Raw genomic sequence first — 20,313 nt, forward strand, 5'->3', positions numbered from 1 at the left:
AAATAAGAGGTAAAATTCAGTTATTTCCCGAGGGTATATTTTATTTCCTAAGAAATAAATAAGCAGCTTCGAAAAAAGCTGCTTTAAGAGTTGGTAATTTTTTTATTGATAAGCTGGATACATAGCAGAAATAGGAGTGACATACTGATGGTGATAACTACAAGTGTCCAAGCGAGTTGCATATTACTTGCATCAATCGCCATATAAATTGCAGTTGGGATCGTCTGTGTTTTACCAGGAATGTTCCCAGCAAACATGAGTGTAGCACCAAACTCACCGAGCGCACGAACGAAGCTCAAAATCATTCCGCTTAGTAAGGCAGGAAATGCAAGTGGAAGTGTGACGTGTAGAAAAACTTGATACTCACTTGCACCAAGGTCACGAGCACTTTCTTCAATTTGTACATTCGCGATAGAAAATCCTGTTTTTGCTGATTGGTACATAAGCGGAAATGCAACAACTGCAGAAGCAATGATCGCAGCAGTAGATGTGAACATAATAGACTGCTGAAACAATGATTCTATCCACATTCCAATGGGACTATTGTTTCCAAAAATGATAATGAGAAAAAAGCCGATTACAGTTGGCGGAAGCACCATTGGTAATAAGAAAATAGTTTCTAATATTACTTTATATCTCCAGGAGGAACGTGCTAGCGCTCGTCCGATTATAGTTCCTAAAATGGTAACGATAATGGTGGCACATGCAGCTACTCGTAAAGATAGAAAGATTGGTGACAAAATAGCATCAAAGCTCATGGCAATTAGGATAGGACTGTAAATCCATATTTCTTAAAGATAGATTGTGCATCTTTTGACTGCAAATACTCATAAAATGAAGTCGCCTCTTTCTTATGCTTAGATTCTTTTATAACACCTAAAGGATAGTGAATTGGCTCATGCGAAGTAGCTGCCGCTGTCTCGCCAATTTTTACTTTGTTTGAAATAAGAGCATCTGTTTTGTATACAATACCAGCATCGACATTACCTGTTTCTACATATGTTAACACTTGGCGAACATCTTTTGTAAATACGATTTTATTTTGAATGTCATTCCATAGATTTTCGTGTGTGAGAGAGGCCTTTGCGTATTTTCCTGCAGGTACTGATTCAGGTGTACCAAGTGCGATTTTCTTAATTTTTTCATCTTTTAAATCTTGAATTTTTGAAAGGGAACTATCTTTTGGGACGACTAGAACGAGTTCATTTCCAAGAAGATTTTTCCCTTCTTTTTCATTAATGAATCCTTTTTTAACAAGAGTTTGGAATTTATCTTCGGCTGCTGAGAAGAATAAGTCAGCAGGTGCACCTTGTTCAATTTGTTGTTGAAGTGCACCAGAAGCACCGAAGTTAAAAGAAAGTTTAATATTAGGTTCTTTTTCTTTATATTTTGTTTCAATTTCTTTTAGTGCATCTTGTAAGCTTGCAGCAGCCGATATAGTAAGTTCTACTGTTTTTCCTTCTTTAGCAGTTGATTTCCCTTTCTTATCTCCGCTTGTGCATGCAACGCTAAATATAAGAAGAAAAGAAAGTATAAGTGCTCCGATGGATCGTAATGTAAACTTGTTCATAAAAAAATCCCCTTTCGTTTTGATATATTTAATTATATCTAATTATATCTAATTATAACTAAATATAACTAGTTATAATTGAATATAATTTGAACGATGTAGTTGTTTTTTAATATAGGAGAAATATTCTTTTCTTTGTTACAATGAAGGAAGAAAGTGAGGAATCGTCTATGGATCATCATTCCTACACAACGGAAGAAGTAGCGAAGCGATTAAAAGTATCAAAATTAACGGTATACGATCTAATTAAAAAAGGAGAACTGCCTTCTTATAGAATTGGTAGACAGATGCGCATTGATGCAACGGATTTAGAACAATATATAAAGCAAATGAAAACAGGGAAGATACAAGGCGCTTCTGTAAAGAGCGAAGATAGTAAAGGCTTGGATACATGTATTATTAGTGGACAAGAACTAACGTTAGATATGTTGGCAAAACGTATAGAAAACCGTCTGCCAAGTTCAAATATATTAAGGGCATATCAAGGTAGTTTAACGAGTTTAATAAAAATGTATCAAGGAGAAGGAAGTATCGTTAGTTTGCATTTGTTTGATGGCGAAACGGGTACATATAATGTTCCTTACGTAAAACGTATTTTAGTTGGACAACCGTGTACGATGATTAATTTATTAGCAAGGAACGTTGGGTTTTATGTGCAAAAGGGGAATCCTAAAAATATAAAAACGTGGGATGATTTATCCCAATCATCTATACGATTTGTAAATCGAGAAAAAGGCTCTGGCATTAGGGTATTAGTAGATGAACAATTGCGCATTCAAAATTTAAATAAAGAACGTATTAGTGGATATGAATGGGAAGAATCGAATCATCTTGGTGTTGCCACACAAGTCGCGAATGGAAAAGCTGATGTGGGAGTAGGATCAGAAAAGTTTTCACAAATTGTAAATGTAGACTTTGTTCCAATCATGAAAGAACAGTATGATTTAGTGATTTTGAAGAATAAAGAAAATGAAGGGCTGATCGAAGTCGTGAAAGATATTCTGCAATCGGAAGAATTTCATAATGAATTAAAAGCAATTGGCGGATATGATATGACGAAAACAGGTCAAATTATATATGAAATAAACTAAAAAGCTGCTTGTCTATAAGACAAGCAGCTTTTTCTATATATAAAGGGGTTTGGGGAAACAAAGTATTAAACAAGACCTTGAGCAAGTGTGTAAATGAAAGCTGTAAGAAGAGTCGCTCCACTTGCAAGTCCGATAAAGTCTGATTTGTTAAATGTAATGTTGTTCATTATAATCTCTCCTTATTTGTTTAATGTAGTTGCAACAGCTTTTGCATCGACAAGTGCGGATAGCACCATGCCCATTGTATTTAAAAATTTGTTTGATTTCATTTTGTTCATCATGCGTATCCGCTCCTTTTCGAATTGTTGTTGCCCTGCTTTATACCTTAATTATAGGGAATATGATCGCCTGCAACTATCGAATTAGCTTACGGGAGGCTTACACTTTTGTAAGAAAAAAAGACATTCATGTAAGAATGTCTTTTAAAGCATATTGATATGATGATGCTCTTCAATTGTTTTTAAAAAGCTACGCATTGAATTCGTCATATAGCTATCTTTACGGCGTATGAAAACCGTTGAAATACTACCATATTTTTCAGGGATTGCATGACAATGCACCTTACCAGCTTTAGAAAGATGGTGGACAGCAGACTGTGGTACGAGCGTAATTCCAAGGCCAAGTGCGACACTATTTAATATTGTCTCTAATATATTAAATTCCATAATTCTTTTTGGTAGCAAACCTTCATCTTTCAGCCATCGTTCTAGTTTGGAACGGTATCCACATCCTTGGTTAAAAACGAGTAGAGGCGTGGTTGTAAATTCTTCAATATGAAAAGCTTTATTTTGTGTTATAAGCATTAATTTTTCGGTACTAACATCGTATTGTTCGATTAGTGGATGTTTTATTGGCCCTGATATAAAAGCGCCATCTAGTTGATGATCGAGTACTTCTCTAATCAATTCTTCTGTTAGACCTGCTTGTAATGATAAGTCGACATTCGGATAGCGTTTATAGTAAGAAGATAAGATGGTAGGTAATGTACTTACTGTTTCGACAGTACCGATTTTTAATATACCAGACGGTGTTTCACTATCTAAAAATACTTGTTTTAGCTCATCAACATCTTGCAAAATTTTATGAACATAAACGAGCATTTTTCTTCCTTCAGCTGTTAAAGTCATACCTCGTTTATGACGATAAAAGAGCGGTGTTTTGAGCTCATTTTCTAGTTGTTTAATACGTGCAGTTACATTTGACTGTACGTAATTTAATTCCTTTGCGGCGCCGCTTACACTACCTTGGTCGGCAACGCTTTGGAAGATTTGTAAGTCTCTTAATTCCATTGTATGCTCCTCCTTGATGTTAACTATCATTATAAGTGATAGTTAACATCATTTTGAATCATTTTACGTGATATATTTTTTCTTTTACAATTCTCTTTGTGCAAATAGAAAGAAGTGGGGGATTGTGGTGAAAAAAGGTCAAATGATAATAGGGGCTTTAGCATGTTTAATTGCAAGTATGTCATGGGGAGCAATGTTTCCGGTTGCTGATCATGCGTTAGAATACATAGATCCATTTTATTTTTCGCTTATTCGCTATGGAGCGGTAGCGATCGTACTGATTGTATTGTTGTTAATGAAAGAAGGAAAACAGGCATTTCGTTTAGAGGGAAGAGGAAAGTTACTCGTCTTTTTCGGAACGATGGCGTTTACTGTATATAATGTACTTATATTTTTAGGTCAAATGTTAATGGGAAAACCGGGCGTGATGGTAGCCTCCATCATGGAAGCACTTATGCCGATGATTTCTATTTGTATTCTATGGGGATATAAGCATGTGAAACCGAAAAAGTATATGATAACGAGCATGATGATTGCTTTTGTAGGAGCTGTATTTGTTATTACAAAAGGTGATATGAGTTTCTTTTTAACATTGAAAGATAACATGTTTTCACTAGCGTGTATATTTGTGGGAGTTGTAGGTTGGGTTATTTATACGATGGGTGGTCAAACGTGTAGCGACTGGTCAACATTACGTTATTCTACGTTGACGTGTGTATTCGGTACGACGGTCACAGGGATTATAACTGTAATCATTACATCGCTTGGATATGTATCGGTTCCGAGCATGGGAACGATTTCTATCGTGAAATATGATTTATTGTTTATGATGACATTACCGGGAATCGTAGCGTTACTCGCTTGGAATTACGGTGTGAAAATTTTATCATCTATTAATGGTATTTTATTTATTAACTTTGTGCCTATTACGACTTTAATTATTATGATGATGCAAGGATATCAAATAATGATGTTTGATATTGTAGGGACTTTACTTGTTATCGCAGCACTCATTCGCAATAACGTTTGTCAGAGAAAAGAAGAGAATATAAATAAGAAGATTTTACAAGAAGAGCAATTACGCCAAGTTGTTTAATAGGCAATTGGAGGATTTCACATGTTAGAAAGTGTATTGTTTTTCTTTGCCGTCGGAGTTGCTTGTGAGCTTGCAGCAATTAACCGAAATGGTCGTAAGAAGATAAAACAACAAGCTGAAATGATACAGCTTTTAAAAGAGTTAAAAGAAAGAAACATTTAAAAAGACGACCGGGCATAGACGGTCGTCTTTTTCTATATAAAGGGGAAAGGGGACACAAAGTTATACAAGCGTAGCAGCGTAAATAAAAGCAGTAAGAAGAAGAGAGCCGCTAGCTAATCCTAAAAAATCTAATTTGTTAAAAGTGATATTGTTCATAATGAATTCTCCTTACTTGTTTAATGTAGAAGCAACAGCTTTTGCGTCGATTAGAGCGGAAAATACCATGCCCATTGTATTTAAAAAATTGTTCGTTTTCATCTTGTTCATCATATTGATCCGCTCCTTTTCGAATAGTTGTTGTTTCTTTCTGACTTAATTGTATGAAATATTGGGGGGAGTAACTATCGAATTAGCTTACAAGAAAATTACACTTTTGTAAGAATTGAAATTTAACAATTAATACTTAAAATTATTACCAACTCCTAAAACTTAGTGTTATAATCATTGTAAGAGACTGATTATAATTCGGATGTTCAGAAAGGAACGAACCAAATGTATAAACCAATTACATTTTTGTTGAAATATATATTTAAAACAGCTGGGAAAGTAGAAGTGCAAGGAAGAGAAAAGTTACCAGAAGGTGGCCCATATGTTGTTGCGTGTACACATACAAGTTTTATGGATGTATTAATGTTAGCTACAGGGATGTACCCGACCCAAATTCATTACATGGCGAAAAAAGAATTATTTGAAGGGAAGTTCAAAAATTGGTTCTTTAAAAATGTGAATGCATTCCCTGTAGATCGTGCGAATCCAGGACCGAGTACACTCAAAATTCCGTCACGCCTATTAAAAGAAGGGAAAGTAGTAGGAATTTTTCCGAGTGGGACACGATCAACAGAAGACGTTTCATTAAAAGCTGGGGCTGTTACGATTGCGCTACGTTCTAATGTCCCGTTAGTACCGGCAGCTTATGTTGGCCCATCAAGTCTAAAAGAATTAATAAAAGGGAAAAAGGCACAATTGATTTTTGGAGACCCAATTCAAATTGATGCTGAAGAACAAATAGATCGAAAGACAGCTATGAAAATGATGACAGATCAATTAAATGAGAAGTTTGATGAGCTAAAGGAAACTTTGCAATCAAATCAAAAATAAGAAAAGACGACCGGGCATAGACGGTCGTCTTTTCTATTGCTATTTATAATAAAGGGGAAAGGGGACACGAAATTTATACGAGCGTAGCGGCGTAAATAAAAGCAGTAAGAAGAACTGATCCGCTAGCTAGTCCTAAAAAATCTAATTTGTTAAAAGTGATATTGTTCATAATGAATTCTCCTTACTTGTTTAATGTAGAAGCAACAGATTTTGCGTTGATTAGAGCAGAAAATACCATGCCCATTGTATTTAAAAAATTGTTTGATTTTACTTTGTTCATCATATGAATCCGCTCCTTTTCGAATAATTGTTGCCCTGTTTCTGACTTAATTGTATGAAATATTGCGGGGAGTAACTATCGAATTAGCTTACAGGAAAATTACACTTTTGTAAGAAAAACGAATGAAGGTGTAATGATGAGAGGATTTGACATATGTTCATGGGATTTATTAATTTAAGAGTAGAGGTGAGTGTATGGCTAATATTAAAGATATTGCAAAGATGGCGGGAGTTTCAGTTACGACTGTTTCGAGAGTATTGAACGATCATCCGTATGTAAGTGAAGAAAAAAGGAAAGCGGTTATAGAGATAGTTGAGAAGTTGAATTACTCACAAAACGCAAATGCCGTTCATTTATCAAAAGGGAAAACGAATATCGTTGGTGTAATTTTACCGTATATTAATCATCCATGTTTTGATGCGATGGTGGGCGGGATGATGGAGGTAGCGTTAGCTCATAATTACAGGGTGCTACTTTGCCAAACGAATTATAATAAAAAAGAAGAAATGAAAAGTTTACATATGTTAAAAACAAAACAATTGGATGGTCTTATTATTTGTTCTCGTGCGAATGAATGGGAAACGATAGAGCCGTATGCTTCTTATGGGACAATTGTAGCTTGTGAAGATAATGATATTTCAAATGTTTCAAGTGTATATACGAATCACTCAGCAGCTTTTCAATTAGGAATGGATTATTTGATTGAGAAAGGCTATAAAAAAATTGGCTATTGTACGGGAAGGAAATTAGGACCGAGTAGTCAAAAGCGTTTTGATGTTTATAAACAGCAATTGCAATCTATAGATGAAGAAGTGAATGAGGAATGGATTTTCACAGAATGTTTTACATTAGAAGATGGTGTGAAAGTGGCTCATAAATTAAAGGGGATGCAGCATCTTCCTGAAGCATTAATAGTAGCGGGAGATGAAGTTGCGATTGGGGTTATGACAGAAGCTGAAAAATTAGGTATTCAAGTTCCTGAGGATTTAGCGATTATTGGCTTTGATAATCAACCTATTTCGCAAGTGTTACAACTTACAACCATTGATCAAAATTTAAAGGAAATAGGTAAAAAGGCCTTTGAAATGTTTTACAGGCAAATAAGTGATGAAAGTTCTAAACAGGAAAAGGTGGAAATTCCATATGAACTTGTGGAACGCTCTACCGTTTAGTTTTAATCCGTTATGTGTAAATCACATAACGGATTATTTTTTTGAAATAACTTTGACAGGAAACGCGTTTCATACTTTATAAAGGAGTTACACCGGTCTGTAATAATCCATGGATTCTTTTCAAAAATAGTATTTGGAGGGTAACTAACTGTTACGATTTATTTAACCAATTATAACGAAAGTTAATTAAATATATCAGTAAGCCCTGCTAGTCAAGTGATTGGCTAGTAGTGAGGGTTAACTGCGGGCAATCCCTAAAGCTGATTGAACTACAACGTGGCTAGAAATGGTGAGCGTGAATGTCGCGAAAGCAGAAAAAATCAATCAGATCGTGCAAGGTTAAATCCTAAACACTAGAACAATGGGTCTTCCGCCTCGAATCATCTAAGTCAAAATGGATAAGATGAACGTTCAACGACTATCTCGTATAACTGACGAGAGTACACCACAAGCCTATGGTGGTGGGAAAATCCTCTATCTCTAAAGAGATAAACATATAGTCTGCGCTCATGTGAAAACATGAGAAGTTCATAAGAGAACTGGCTAAGGAATTGCGCCCTTAGTTGAACGAGATAAATTTGATTGAATTGTATAGATTTAGTTAAGTTTATCGTATCGGATATGCATGAATGAACTTTTATCGAGTATGAAAAAGTATATAGAAGATGATGAAAAGGTTTTGGCTTTTGTCGTAGGGATATTTGAAAAGGATAATTTTACGCTATCGTATCAACATGGGATTTTTGCTGCTACTACTAGACGTCTTCTCTTTTATGGGAAATTTCCATACTATCCCGCAACATTTAAAGATTATTCATATTTGCATATAGATAGCATAGATTTTCGTCCGCATTTCGAATGTACTTGTAATCATGAAATGGTTAGAGCTAAGTATATTCAGAAGGGGAATGTGGAGCGATTTGTCCGTACAGTTAGAGCAAATATGAATAATTAATCACCCCTTTGTTTAAACATAATATCTCGATCTTTAAGGGTAAAAATGCGCGATAAAAACAACTTCTAAACCTCTAGAAGATAGTGATACAATGTCAAATGGGGGGAGGTATGAACTATGGTTAATCAACGTATAAAGGAAATAACACTAATTACAATTGGTTCATTATTATTCGCAATTGGTATTAATTACTTTGCAATTCCAAACCGTTTATCAGAGGGTGGAATTATTGGTGTAACGGTTGTTACGTACTATTTATTTGATTGGTCGCCGGGGATTGTGAACTTTGCTATAAATGCAATCTTACTAGCTATTGGTTATAAATTTTTTGATAAGAAAACGATGGTTTATACAATTTTAGGGATTGTAGAAACATCCTTGTTTTTATATGTTACGGAACATATTGAGTATCATGTAAATAGTGATACGTTATTGGCGGCTCTATTCGCTGGTTTATTTGTCGGTGTCGGATTAGGTTGTATGTTCAAAGCTGGAGGTACATCAGGAGGATCGGCAATTTTAGCTCAGTTAGCAAATCAATATTTAGGATGGAGCGTTGGTAAAGGTGTACTTATTATTGATATTGTTGTAATTGCTGGTTCTGTATTTATAATAGGACAAGAAAAAGCAATGTACACACTTGTTGCAGTATTCATCGGAGCAAAAGTGATTGATTTCATTGTAGAAGGAATGGATACAAAAACGGCTGTTACAATCATTTCGAATCAACCAGACTTAATACGTGAGGCTATTACGAAAAACATGACGCGCGGTGTTACTGTATTAGAAGGACGCGGTGGATATACTGGTAAAAATAAAGAAGTTTTATATGTTGTTATTAATAAACAAGAGCTTGTTAAGTTAAAGCAAGTTATTAGTCGAGTAGATGAAGATGCTTTCGTTGTTATTCACGATGTACGTGATGTACTTGGTGGTGGCTTTAAAGCGAGCTAAAAGGTGAACGAGTAAATTCGTTCACCTTTTTTTAATTCTTACAAAAATGTAAGTGTAATGTAATGAGATTCAATAGTAGATTTTATTCCTTCTTTTTAAAATGGATGTATATATATCCTGCAGAGGAGGAATGTTTATTATGAAGAAAAAAATGATCACTACTCTAATAGCGATGATAGTGATAGTAGTAATGTTACTGCCTACGAAACTTGGACCGGTTATCGATAAATATAATCCACTTTATAAGACGAAAGAATACTATACGGTTGTGAATACAATTGGTCAGCATATTGGTGATGAATGGTATGAATATGAATTTATTGCATTTGACGAACGTGGAAGAGAACAAAAAATAAAGAAGATTGTTAAGCATATGTTAAAGAGAGATGAAGCATTAAAGGTGTATGCAAAGGGACGTTACGGCGAGGCAATTGAAGAAATTGAAGCAGTAAATATTCCTATTAATGCAAAGAGTAAACTTTTAGCGATGAGATAGAGAATTATACCCCTACCTATTTTTTGTCGAAAACAAAAATACTAGGTATGGGTATTTTTAAGGTGCATAAAAAACCCTTAGTCTATAGGGACTAAGGGTTTTTTATTATATAAAGGGGAAGGGGGTACATTGTAGTAGCATGAGTGAAAGGTATAAGAAGAGTAGCTACTAGCAATGTAATTTGGTTATGTGAGTGTTCTTCTTATTTGGCTTACTTGCTAACTTTATTGTATGAGATGTAAGTAAGAGAAACTATCGAATTACATTACACATAGCTTACAAACATGTAAGTCTTCTGTAATGTAATTCGATAGTTAAAAGATGACGAGTTTTATATAGTGTAATTAGAAAGTCTCACTGTATTACTTTCTGTTTGTAATGTTAATGAAGAATGAAAAACCAACTACTTTTTAATAGCCTCATCTGTATGTAGATGAGGCCCTTTTTGTAAACCTTACAACATTGTAAGGTTTACGTAAGTTAATTCGATAGTAAATTTGTCATATTTTTTGCATAATAGATACAAATAGATAAAAATAATTAGGGATATAGTAAGAAGGGAGAAGAATGGGATGCGTAAAGAAGAAGTAGTGAAGTTTCCAATTAAAGATTTCTGTAGCTACTTTACTGTTGCCATAGTATGTATTGGATTATTTGATATCATAACAAACTTAATTGTTAAATAATATAGATGAAAAAACAAGAAGGGAGATCCTTTCTTGTTTTTTTTATGGGGGAATAAATATGAAATGGATTGATAGCCATATACATGTTGACCAATATAAGGATGAAGAGAGAAGTAGATTACTTAAAGATGTGGAAAATAGTAAAGAGATAAAGGGGCTTATTGCGGTATCTATGAATTATCAATCATGTAAAGAAACTTTATCTTTAGCAAAGCGATATCCTTTTGTACATCCAGCAATCGGTTTTCATCCAGAGCAACTGATTTATAAAGAAGAATGTGAGCAAATTTATAAATTAATTGAAGATCATGTAGAGGACATAGTTGCGATTGGTGAAGTAGGCTTACCGTATTATTTAAGAAAAGAAGATGAGTGCATTGCTATCAATTCGTATATATCGGTGTTACAAAGATTTGTTGAACTAGCTAGTAAATATGATTTACCAATTATATTGCATGCTGTGTATGAAGATGCTGATATTGTATGTGATTTACTGGAGAAATATAAAGTTTCACGTGCACACTTTCATTGGTTTAAAGGAAGTGAAGCAACAATGAAACGGATGATGAGGAACGGTTATTACATTTCTATCACGCCAGATGTTTTACATAAGGAGAAAATTAGAAAAATCGTTTCGTATTATCCACTTGAATATATGATGGTAGAAACAGATGGACCATGGGAATTTCAAGAAGATGTTATGACGCATCCGAGAATGATTGGAGAGGTACTTAAGGAAATCAGTGTTATAAAAAACATGTCTGTTGATAAGGTTGCAAAAACGATATATGAAAATACGATTCAATTTTATTTGAAAGGATAGGAGTGTTACTCTTGTCCTTTTTATTATGGATATTTTTTCTAATATTTTCTATAATTTATGATAATAATCAATGGGCTATTATATGCCGGGTTTTGGTTTAAGTTAAAAAAACCACCAAGCATTTTGCTTGATGGTTTTATTTTAGGATTCTAATTTTTTTGCACGTCTTAATAATAATAGAAAGACAAGGATGAAGAAACCAAGTATAAGGAAGAATCCATATTGTTTTACATAATCCATTACGTCGCTTGCGCTTGTTGGCTTTTCAACGTGAATGCCGTCCGTATTAGTAGTAATATGAATATCTTTCATTTTCACTTCATTTGTTTCTTTTTGTAAATCAATCCATTCTATATTTGGAATGCTTTCTAGATCCTTTAATACTTCTTTTAATGGTTTCACACCTAAGTAAGGATGATAGAATGCACCAATAACTCCATCGGATAATTTAGCAACAGATACAGCATTTGCTTTCATCTTTGCAATAGCTTGTGGCTTATCTTCTTCAATAAAGCCAACTGTTTCAGGCATTAATTTCATTCCATGTAAGAATGATGGTGTACTTCTGTATGCTGGAGAGTGCATGGATTTCCAAGTTGTATCACTTAACTGTAGTTGTCCTACATAAGTCGAAAAGTACCTTGATAATATTTCATATCCTTTTTGAGACATCGTGTAATGAGGTGCTTCAAATGCGACAGGATATAGTTTGGCATCTACGAGTTCTTGAATACCTTTTTCAATATGATCAGTCGTATATTTTTCTTCAAATTCTTTCCCTTTTTTTACGTATGCATTATATGCTTCGATATTAGGAAAGTCATCTTTTGTTTTTGGTTTTTCATGCTTCGGTTGACGAATTGGTTGATCTGTTTTTACGTCCCAAAATTCAAAACCTTCCCCAGTTTCACTATCATAAAATTGATGCGTATAACCGTGCATAACAATTGCTGCACCATCCTTTTGCATAGAGCGTAAAAGATCGACTAGTTCGGGTTTATCTTTTAAATGCAGTGTTTTACCTGTCTCTGGATCGGTATATACAGGAATAACAGTGATCATGTAAGGAATTTTTTTCTCTTTTAGTAATTCAGCAATTTCTTTTAATTGATTTATATTTGCGGCCGGATGAACGTCCTCAAGACGTAAATAAGCCTCTACTTTATTTGTCGTTGGCTTTTGTCCGAAGTAAGAAAATAACATTTCACCGACGTAATGAGACATCCAATCAAAGAGATGTGGCGTTGCTACGTAATAAGTTGTTTCATGCTGAACGATTAGTGGGTTTTTGCTATTTGAGCTTACAGCGTTAGCAAGAACAGTTCCGTTTGTATCAAAAGATTGAATCAATCGTTCTTCTTCTAAAGTATTTTTTAGTTTATTAATTGGATATTCGATTTTATTAACTTGTATCTCATTATCCTTTAGAGTAATGAAAGAAAAGCGATTAGATAATTGTTCAACATTTTGTCCCAGAACTAATACTGGGCCTGAGAAATTTTCTATCAGTTGTTTTGCTTCAGTAGGAAACTCTGCCTTTTGTTCACCGATATAGACAATATGTGTATAAGAAGATGAATTAATACTTTCATTAGCCTTTTTCAAACTTTTCGTAGTTATATCGTTTGTAAAATGGCCTAATTGAGTATTAAGGATTTGAATATTACTTGTAATTTGATCGTCTTTTGTACTATATAAAACAAGTACTTTTGGTTTTGATGACGTTTGTGCAGAGGTGTGGATAGGGATAAGAAGTAAAATACTGAACAAGAGTATTATGCACTTTTTCATTTTGTTTTCTCCTATTCTATATGTAGAGTTCAATTTACAATTATATACAAGAAACAAGTTATAGTCTATGAAGGTTACATTTTTACACGTATTTACCAGCTGTTTTTTCACAAAATCGGTCTAAAGCATGATGATAATATGTATAGTTATTTGCTATGATGAAAGAGTAAGAGAATGCTAAAGTGTAGGTAATTGTAAAGGGAAGGCTGAAAGGGGACAAATTTCAGCGAAGAAAGAGGTAGAGGTAGTGAAGAAATTCTTTGTAGGATTTTTAGTTGTTCTTGGGGTGTACTTATATTTCCAAGGAAAGTCTGAGGGAATGGACAAGTTAGCGAATGAGGCAAGCTATGTTGATTCAGAAGAAGCAAAGCAGGTGAAACAAATTATTATAGAGGAAGCAAAGAAAGTCAATCTTCCAGAATGGATACCTCTTACAATTGCCGAACATGAAAGCCGGTTAAATCCAAGAAGTGTTGGAGATAACGGAACTTCATTCGGATTGTTTCAATTGCACCGTGGTGGCGGACTTGCACCAGATCATTTAACTGATGAAGAGTTGAAAGATCCGCGTACAAATGCACAAATTGCAATGCCGCATTTAATGAAAGGGTATAAGCGCGGGGTGCAAAAAGGTTTGACTGATTTTGCATTACTAAAATATATAGCAAATACATCTGGATGGCCAGGTAATCTGGGTCCAGAGTGGACGGATAATAACATGAAGTATAACATCGGATTAGAAGATGTATACTATCGAAATAAAGGTGTAATCAAAGAGTAGGTTTTCTATACCTACTCTGTTTTTTTATGAATAAATTCATCCTTTTCTCGCATGAAATACCGCGCTAGTTGTATTTTCACCTCTTCTAGTTTTGTGGAAACTTGCGGTATTTTATATCCTACATACAATGGGGAAACGACAAACCTAGGAACAACTTTACAAATGATTTTTCCGTTGAAGTAATAGAAGAATAAGTTATAACTACTACATCCTTTATGGAAATCTGTCAGTATGTAACGTACAGTTTGCTGAATATAATTTGCTAGTTCATCTATGAATTTAACATCTTCAATGATGATATTAAATTCAGTAAAACCGATAATAGGACGATCTGAAATATTGAGTTCAATGCGTTCGTTTTTTTGTACAATGACTCCTCGGAAGTTGTCCGGTTCTACGTTACCGAGATAGTCTACATATTTCATTCCGATAATTTGCATGTGTGCATGATGCAAACTCCCGCCTGAGAATGGACCATGATTTTTGTATAAAATCACAGATGTGAATTCTTCATTTTTCTGTAAGTCTAACCAATGTTGAATGGAGAAACGAATTAGCGATCTCATATGTTCTTCTGTATATGTCGCAATATGGTCTTCACAATTATCTGTTTCGATTAGCACTGTTTGAAGTGTATCTTTTAATGTAGGAAATTTGTTTTTTAGCCAAATAATTGAGTCTTCAGTTGCTAAAATATCCGTCAAATTTTCTCTGTCACAAAAAGGACATGCAGCGCTTCTATTTCGAATGCTTTCTGGTTTTTGTTTGCCGATGTCGTTTAAAAAGTATAGTTGTTGTGTATCCATTTGTATATATGCCCCTTTAAAATATGTGTAAAAATCCCGCTTAATACATTCGGGAAAAGGAGAAGAAAATCCTTTAAAGGGAATAGGAAAAATAAAAGACAAGATATCCTCATTAAGATAGGGTACCTTGTCTTTTACTTTTTCTTTAATAATGTGTATGGATAATATAGATCGTTTTTATTTTGCTTCTTTTCTCTATTTTTTATTGTGTATAAGGCAATTGCTGTACTGGCGATTACAATAATGGCTTTCTTCATATTCATGGACCCCTTTTTTATTGTTGGTTTAATTCTTGGCTAACTGCTTTTGCATCAACTAGAGCGTGTAAAATCATTTTTACCATGTTCATCATATTCTTTCACTCCTTTTTATAGTTCGTTTAGTTCTTTTACAACTGCTTGTCCGTTCACTAATACCTCAAAGATTGCTTTTACGATTTCTTTCATCATGTTTGTTTCCTCCTTTTGTTGTCGCTCTTGTTTACATCTTTATTGTATAGGGAGGCATCTTTTCGTACTATCGCTTTCCATTACGTGAACATAACAGTTTTGTAAGATTTGATGTCACTTATTGAAATGTTTAGTCTATCTTCATTATTTTCAGAAAAATGACTATTCAAACATGAAATGGGAAAGTATAATAAAGAAGTAAGTATTAAATTCCGTACGAAAGAGGTGAATGAGATGAAACGTTCTTTAGCTGCACGTGCCAAATTTTTAGATTTTATCTATTTTTGTCGTGCGATTTTTCATGATGTAGTTGTTAACGGGATACGTCTGTCCTTTTTTAACAATTGCATAGTAGCTATTGAACGATAGAAATCTCTTCACCCATTTTTAATAAACGTGTGAAAAGGGAGCTATTTGGCTTCCTTTTTCTATGTCGAAAACCATGGGGAATGTTTCTTTCCCATGGTTTTTTATATTGAAAGGAGTACGGAAAATGACAATTTGTAGTGTAAATAATGTAACGAAATCTTTTGGTGGAAACATCATATTTGAAAATATATCGCTTGAAGTAAAGAATGGTGAACGTGTTGGATTAGTTGGTCGTAACGGTAGTGGGAAGACAACAATCTTTCAGCTGCTAACTGGAATGGAAAGTTTAGATGCAGGAGCCATTCATATGAAGAAAGGTACACGTATTGGTCATGTGGCACAAATTCCGAAATTTGATGAGGATATGACTGTATATGATGCATTGAGTTCGGCTTTTAAAGCAGAAAAGGAATTAGAAAGAGAAATGCGTACTTTAGAAAAAAATATGGCGGAAGAACGAGAACCGTCTGCTTTACAAAAATTAATGGAGAGATACGGAGTAATTCAAGAAAAGTTTGCGTTCCTTGGTGGTTATGAAATAGAAGCGAATTTGATGAAGGTAGCAAATGGTCTACAGGTGACAGAACTATTTCCTCGATCATTTCTGGAGTTAAGTGGTGGGGAACAAACAAAGGTAAGCCTTGCATACATGCTATTGCAGAAACCAGATTTACTTTTATTAGATGAACCAACCAATCATTTAGATTTATTCGCCGTAGAATGGCTAGAGCAATTTTTAAAAGAATACAATGGAACGGTTATGGTCATTTCACATGATCGTTATTTCCTTGATGAAGTTGTAACGAAGATTTTTGATTTAGAAGATGGAGAGATTCACGTGTATCATACAAACTATTCTCAGTTTGTTGAGGAAAAGGAAGAACGATTGCTTCAGGAGTTCCAGGCTTATCAAGAACAGCAAAAGAAAATCAAGAAAATGAAAGAAGCAATTAAGCGACTACGTGAATGGGCAAATCAGGCGAATCCTCCGAATGAAGGATTGCATAAGAGAGCGAGAAGTATGGAACGCGCACTGGAACGTATGGAGAAACTAAAGAAACCTATTTTAGAACGAAAACAAATGGGACTTCAGTTTGAAGGGCAAGAGAGAAGTGGAAAAGATGTTGTTGTAATGAAAGAAGTGAGTAAAGGGTTTGCTGACCATCCTTTATTTAACGAAGCGAATTTACATGTTCGTTTTCAAGAGCGTGCGGCGATTGTCGGTCGTAATGGTACAGGAAAGACAACGCTACTAAAATTATTATTAGAAGAAATAGAACCAGACGCTGGTGAAATTCGAATTGGTAGCAGTGTGAAAATCGGTTATTTATCACAGCATGCGTACGGAAATGTGAAGAGTAATGTATTAGAAGCTTTTAGGGAATATGTAGCTGTAACAGAGGGAGAAGCGAGACATATATTAGCTAAGTTTTTATTTTATGGTCCAGCGGTGTTTAAGAAAGTAACGCAACTGAGCGGTGGAGAAAAAATGAGATTAAGGCTTGCGCAACTTATGTATCAAGATATCAATTTTTTAATTTTAGATGAGCCGACAAACCATCTCGACATTGAATCAAGGGAAGTTTTAGAAGAAGCTCTTGAGCAATATAATGGGACGATTCTAGCTGTTTCACATGATCGTTATTTTTTAAATAAGTTATTTGAAAAGACGTATTGGATTGATGATCGTAAATTATTTGAGTTTGCAGGGAACTATGCATGGGCGCGTCAAAAGTGGGAAGAAAAACTTGAGACACAAGCAATAAAGCAGCAACGCCAAGGAAGAAAAAGGATTGAAACAGCTCCTATAAAAAAGAAAGAAGTTAGGAATGTTGTGGAGATTGAAACAGAGTTAATGCATGTAGAAGAAGATATCTATACGCTTGAGTGTAAGATGGAACATGTAGTTGATGTTGAAATGCTTGAACAATTGTATGAAGAAAAAATGAAGAAAGAGTTGTTACGAGCGGAGCTGTATAATGAGTTAGAGAATATAGCGGAGTAAAAAGTAGAAAGCGAATTCCTTTCAGTTTTGCTGAAGGAATTCGCTTTTTTATATTGATATTTTACTTTAAGAGAAAAATGAAAATTGTGTTTCACGTGAAACAGTAAATTTGATACATCTTTGTTCCGTAATTTGCATAGATTGTAAAACATAAATGATATTAGGAGCGTTTTGGATCGGTTACTTATTTCCCGAGACATAAGTATGTGAAACAGCGAACCATGATTGAAAACAAAAAAACAGAGTTACAGCTTTACACGCTGAACTCTGCTTTCTTTTTGTGTGGTATCTTCCCTGGTTGAAATGATAATAGCGATCCCGAGCATAATAAAAAAAGCTAAAAAGAGGACGAACTTTGGGAAGAATGGGAATAGTAATAGAGCCCCGACTATCATAATTGTTAATAATACGTAGTGCAGGACGTATTGGAATAGGTTGTCCATGTTTTCGCCCCCTTTTTGGTAGTTGGTTATTAGTATTCTATGTTTCATACGGAACGAATAGAAGTGAATTTTTAATTTTTTAATACGAAATAAAAGAGAACAATTGACATGTTTAAAGGAAAGGAATAATCTTGAAATTAATTCATACTATTTTTATAGGAAAAATAAAGATAGTTACAGGAAGGAGGTCTATGTTCCTACATTGTTAAAAATCAGGAAGGTAAAGGTGAGAGTGCGATGAAAAATGTTTTTAAAGGAGTACTTGCCACATTTCTTAGTGTATCAGTATTACTAGCCGGATGTGGTCAAGAGGAAGCAAGTACAAATGAATCTGGGAACGTACCAAAAGTAAAAGATGAATTTATTAAGGCAAGTGATAAATCAAAAAGTCCTTCGAAAGTAAAAGAGAGAAAAGATACTTTTGTAGTTGGAATGCCGAGTCCTGGAGGGATATTCCTTCCGCACTTTATGGAGAATGGATGGGATGGTAATATAACGCAAGCTATATTTGCGCCTCTTGTTGGAATGGATAAGGAAGGGAAACCAATTCCTATTTTGGCGAAGAAGTGGGATATTTCGGAGGATCAGCTTACATATACGTTTCATTTGAAAGATGATTTAAAGTTTAGTGATGGTTCACTGTTAACTGCGGAGGATGTAGCATTTACGTTAACGTTATTACATGATCCTACTTATAGTGGTGCGACTGATATAAGCCAAACAGTAATAAAAGGTGGGCAAGCATATAAAGAAGGAAAAGCAAATTCTATTGAGGGGATTCAAGTCATTGACCCGAAAACAATTACGATTACGACTGAAAAGGTAAATGCTCAAACATTATCATTAATTGGTGGAGAAGTTATATCTAAAGCTTATTACGGGAAAGAGTATAAACAAGGACACTTGGAGTATTTAAAAGAGTTGTATGGGAAGCCGGTGGGAGCAGGAGCTTATAAGTTAGATAAATATATTCCTGGTCAAGAAGTTCGATTTGTAGCAAATGAAAATTATTTTGAAGGAAAACCGAAGATTGAGCATTTTATTTATAAAATTACAAAAGGTGATACGAAGCTACAACAATTTCAAGCAGGAGAAGTAGATTATGATGGTTTTACGACAAACTTGGAGACGATTGAACAATTAAAGGATTTGGGTTTTGCTAATATTAATGTGTATACAGGAAGCTCTTATGGCTACATTAAAATGAATTATAAGAAGGCATACTTTAAAGATAAACGTGTCCGCCAAGCGTTTATTTACGGATTAGAGCGTCAAAAGGTTATTGATACGTATTTCCAAGGATATGCGTCACTCGTTAATGTACCGATTACGCCAGTTTCATGGGCGTATACAGAAGAGGGCATTAATAAATATGATTATAATTTAGAGAAGGCGAAGAAATTACTGGATGAGGCTGGATGGAAAGCGGGTTCGGATGGAATTCGTGAAAAAGATGGACAAAAATTGAAAGTAAGTTATTTTGCCTCATCAGCAAGTAAAATAAATGATGTAATGATTCCTGTGATGAAAGAAGATTATAAAAAGCTTGGTGTAGAGTTTAACCCAGAATATATGGACTTTAATACGATGATTTCAAAAGTGATAAAAGGTGATTATGATTTAGCGATGGTATCTACGCCAATGATTGATGATCCGAGTGGAACGATTGAAGAGTTTGTTTCAACAAGTAAACGAAATTATGATGGATACTATAATCCGAAAGTAGATGAATTAGCTAAGCAAGCATTAGAAACGTTGGATATTGAAAAGCGAAAAGAAATTTATAAAAAGTTATATCAAGAGTTAAGCGAAGACCCGCCTGTAATCTTCTTAAATAATAGCAAAGTGGTGTCTGCGCATAACGCACGAATTCAAGGATTACAAGAAGATAACTATAACGGCATTTTATTAAGTTTACCTAAATTAAAGATAGAACAATAATTTTGAAGAAATTATCAAAATATTTATTTAGAAAGAATTGACAAAATATAACGGAA

At 34.4% G+C, this 20,313-nt stretch carries 23 protein-coding genes; 13 read left to right on the forward strand and 10 right to left on the reverse strand.

Going from position 1 to position 20,313, the window contains the following annotated elements; all coding sequences use genetic code 11:
- Nucleotides 1-83: 83 nt before the first annotated feature.
- Nucleotides 84-758 (reverse strand): molybdate ABC transporter permease subunit, encoded by a 675-nt coding sequence (gene modB, locus ACTFOB_RS23190; protein WP_440029274.1) that lies wholly within the window; start codon nucleotides 756-758, stop codon nucleotides 84-86.
- Nucleotides 759-763: 5 nt separating this feature from the next.
- On the reverse strand, nucleotides 764-1,570 hold the full coding sequence (modA, locus tag ACTFOB_RS23195; protein WP_440029272.1) for a molybdate ABC transporter substrate-binding protein: 807 nt from the start codon (nucleotides 1,568-1,570) through the stop codon (nucleotides 764-766).
- A gap of 143 nt (nucleotides 1,571-1,713) precedes the next feature.
- On the opposite strand from modA, the gene ACTFOB_RS23200 reads away from it, so the two are divergent.
- Complete coding sequence (locus ACTFOB_RS23200; protein WP_440029270.1) at nucleotides 1,714-2,661, forward strand: substrate-binding domain-containing protein; 948 nt, start codon at nucleotides 1,714-1,716, stop codon at nucleotides 2,659-2,661.
- A gap of 65 nt (nucleotides 2,662-2,726) precedes the next feature.
- On the opposite strand, the gene ACTFOB_RS23205 is transcribed toward ACTFOB_RS23200, so the two are convergent.
- Both ACTFOB_RS23205 and ACTFOB_RS23210 read right to left on the reverse strand, forming a co-directional pair.
- Nucleotides 2,727-2,828, reverse strand: a complete 102-nt coding sequence (locus tag ACTFOB_RS23205) for a DUF3948 family protein (RefSeq protein ID WP_001060018.1) — start codon at nucleotides 2,826-2,828, stop codon at nucleotides 2,727-2,729.
- Nucleotides 2,829-3,083: 255 nt separating this feature from the next.
- A complete protein-coding gene (locus ACTFOB_RS23210) occupies nucleotides 3,084-3,950 on the reverse strand; it encodes a LysR family transcriptional regulator (protein ID WP_440029268.1) in 867 nt (288 codons plus the stop codon).
- Nucleotides 3,951-4,077: 127 nt separating this feature from the next.
- Between ACTFOB_RS23210 and ACTFOB_RS23215 the strand changes: the two genes are divergently transcribed.
- Both ACTFOB_RS23215 and ACTFOB_RS23220 read left to right on the forward strand, forming a co-directional pair.
- Nucleotides 4,078-5,046, forward strand: a complete 969-nt coding sequence (locus tag ACTFOB_RS23215; protein ID WP_440029266.1) for a DMT family transporter — start codon at nucleotides 4,078-4,080, stop codon at nucleotides 5,044-5,046.
- Between the two features lie 21 nt (nucleotides 5,047-5,067).
- Nucleotides 5,068-5,208: a YrzO family protein gene (locus tag ACTFOB_RS23220; RefSeq protein ID WP_061677922.1), complete on the forward strand. Its 141-nt coding sequence runs from the start codon at nucleotides 5,068-5,070 to the stop codon at nucleotides 5,206-5,208.
- Between the two features lie 60 nt (nucleotides 5,209-5,268).
- Here the strand turns inward: ACTFOB_RS23220 and ACTFOB_RS23225 are convergent, their stop codons facing one another.
- Complete coding sequence (locus ACTFOB_RS23225) at nucleotides 5,269-5,364, reverse strand: DUF3948 family protein (protein WP_001060007.1); 96 nt, start codon at nucleotides 5,362-5,364, stop codon at nucleotides 5,269-5,271.
- Between the two features lie 336 nt (nucleotides 5,365-5,700).
- On the opposite strand from ACTFOB_RS23225, the gene ACTFOB_RS23230 reads away from it, so the two are divergent.
- Nucleotides 5,701-6,306, forward strand: a complete 606-nt coding sequence (locus tag ACTFOB_RS23230; protein ID WP_440029263.1) for a lysophospholipid acyltransferase family protein — start codon at nucleotides 5,701-5,703, stop codon at nucleotides 6,304-6,306.
- A 73-nt stretch (nucleotides 6,307-6,379) separates the two neighbouring features.
- On the opposite strand, the gene ACTFOB_RS23235 is transcribed toward ACTFOB_RS23230, so the two are convergent.
- A complete protein-coding gene (locus ACTFOB_RS23235) occupies nucleotides 6,380-6,475 on the reverse strand; it encodes a DUF3948 family protein (RefSeq protein WP_001060010.1) in 96 nt (31 codons plus the stop codon).
- Nucleotides 6,476-6,780: 305 nt separating this feature from the next.
- On the opposite strand from ACTFOB_RS23235, the gene ACTFOB_RS23240 reads away from it, so the two are divergent.
- From ACTFOB_RS23240 to ACTFOB_RS23260, 5 genes are all read left to right on the forward strand, one after another.
- A complete protein-coding gene (locus ACTFOB_RS23240; protein WP_440029261.1) occupies nucleotides 6,781-7,758 on the forward strand; it encodes a LacI family DNA-binding transcriptional regulator in 978 nt (325 codons plus the stop codon).
- Nucleotides 7,759-8,383: 625 nt separating this feature from the next.
- On the forward strand, nucleotides 8,384-8,713 hold the full coding sequence (locus ACTFOB_RS23245; protein WP_440029259.1) for a PH domain-containing protein: 330 nt from the start codon (nucleotides 8,384-8,386) through the stop codon (nucleotides 8,711-8,713).
- Between the two features lie 117 nt (nucleotides 8,714-8,830).
- Nucleotides 8,831-9,667 (forward strand): YitT family protein, encoded by an 837-nt coding sequence (locus tag ACTFOB_RS23250; RefSeq protein WP_144616137.1) that lies wholly within the window; start codon nucleotides 8,831-8,833, stop codon nucleotides 9,665-9,667.
- A gap of 139 nt (nucleotides 9,668-9,806) precedes the next feature.
- On the forward strand, nucleotides 9,807-10,163 hold the full coding sequence (locus ACTFOB_RS23255; protein WP_440029257.1) for a YxeA family protein: 357 nt from the start codon (nucleotides 9,807-9,809) through the stop codon (nucleotides 10,161-10,163).
- A gap of 744 nt (nucleotides 10,164-10,907) precedes the next feature.
- Nucleotides 10,908-11,672, forward strand: coding sequence for a TatD family hydrolase (locus ACTFOB_RS23260; RefSeq protein ID WP_440029256.1), 765 nt, complete (start codon nucleotides 10,908-10,910; stop codon nucleotides 11,670-11,672).
- Nucleotides 11,673-11,813: 141 nt separating this feature from the next.
- On the opposite strand, the gene ACTFOB_RS23265 is transcribed toward ACTFOB_RS23260, so the two are convergent.
- Nucleotides 11,814-13,463: a DUF2334 domain-containing protein gene (locus ACTFOB_RS23265; RefSeq protein WP_440029254.1), complete on the reverse strand. Its 1,650-nt coding sequence runs from the start codon at nucleotides 13,461-13,463 to the stop codon at nucleotides 11,814-11,816.
- 247 nt (nucleotides 13,464-13,710) lie between these two features.
- Between ACTFOB_RS23265 and ACTFOB_RS23270 the strand changes: the two genes are divergently transcribed.
- Nucleotides 13,711-14,244, forward strand: a complete 534-nt coding sequence (locus tag ACTFOB_RS23270) for a transglycosylase SLT domain-containing protein (RefSeq protein ID WP_440029252.1) — start codon at nucleotides 13,711-13,713, stop codon at nucleotides 14,242-14,244.
- 11 nt (nucleotides 14,245-14,255) lie between these two features.
- Here the strand turns inward: ACTFOB_RS23270 and ACTFOB_RS23275 are convergent, their stop codons facing one another.
- Entirely contained in the window at nucleotides 14,256-15,050 is a 795-nt protein-coding gene (locus ACTFOB_RS23275) for a DUF4931 domain-containing protein (protein ID WP_440029250.1), read from the reverse strand.
- A 134-nt stretch (nucleotides 15,051-15,184) separates the two neighbouring features.
- Nucleotides 15,185-15,313 carry a spore coat protein B gene (locus ACTFOB_RS23280; protein ID WP_440029248.1) on the reverse strand — a complete coding sequence of 43 codons (129 nt, stop codon included), beginning with the start codon at nucleotides 15,311-15,313 and terminating at the stop codon, nucleotides 15,185-15,187.
- Between the two features lie 420 nt (nucleotides 15,314-15,733).
- Here ACTFOB_RS23280 and ACTFOB_RS23285 point away from each other — a divergent pair, with 420 nt between their 5' ends.
- On the forward strand, nucleotides 15,734-15,868 hold the full coding sequence (locus ACTFOB_RS23285) for an RAxF-45 family protein (protein WP_000830642.1): 135 nt from the start codon (nucleotides 15,734-15,736) through the stop codon (nucleotides 15,866-15,868).
- 124 nt (nucleotides 15,869-15,992) lie between these two features.
- A complete protein-coding gene (gene abc-f / locus ACTFOB_RS23290) occupies nucleotides 15,993-17,873 on the forward strand; it encodes a ribosomal protection-like ABC-F family protein (protein ID WP_440029247.1) in 1,881 nt (626 codons plus the stop codon).
- 245 nt (nucleotides 17,874-18,118) lie between these two features.
- Here abc-f and ACTFOB_RS23295 read toward each other — a convergent pair whose 3' ends face one another.
- The gene (locus ACTFOB_RS23295; protein WP_000369259.1) at nucleotides 18,119-18,316 is read right to left on the reverse strand and encodes a hypothetical protein; all 198 of its coding nucleotides are present in this window, start codon (nucleotides 18,314-18,316) and stop codon (nucleotides 18,119-18,121) included.
- A 237-nt stretch (nucleotides 18,317-18,553) separates the two neighbouring features.
- Between ACTFOB_RS23295 and ACTFOB_RS23300 the strand changes: the two genes are divergently transcribed.
- Nucleotides 18,554-20,257 (forward strand): ABC transporter substrate-binding protein, encoded by a 1,704-nt coding sequence (locus tag ACTFOB_RS23300; protein WP_440029243.1) that lies wholly within the window; start codon nucleotides 18,554-18,556, stop codon nucleotides 20,255-20,257.
- Nucleotides 20,258-20,313 lie beyond the last annotated feature (56 nt).

Source organism: Bacillus cereus group sp. MYBK79-1, from assembly GCF_051915365.1.
Classification (GTDB): Bacteria; Bacillota; Bacilli; order Bacillales; family Bacillaceae_G; genus Bacillus_A.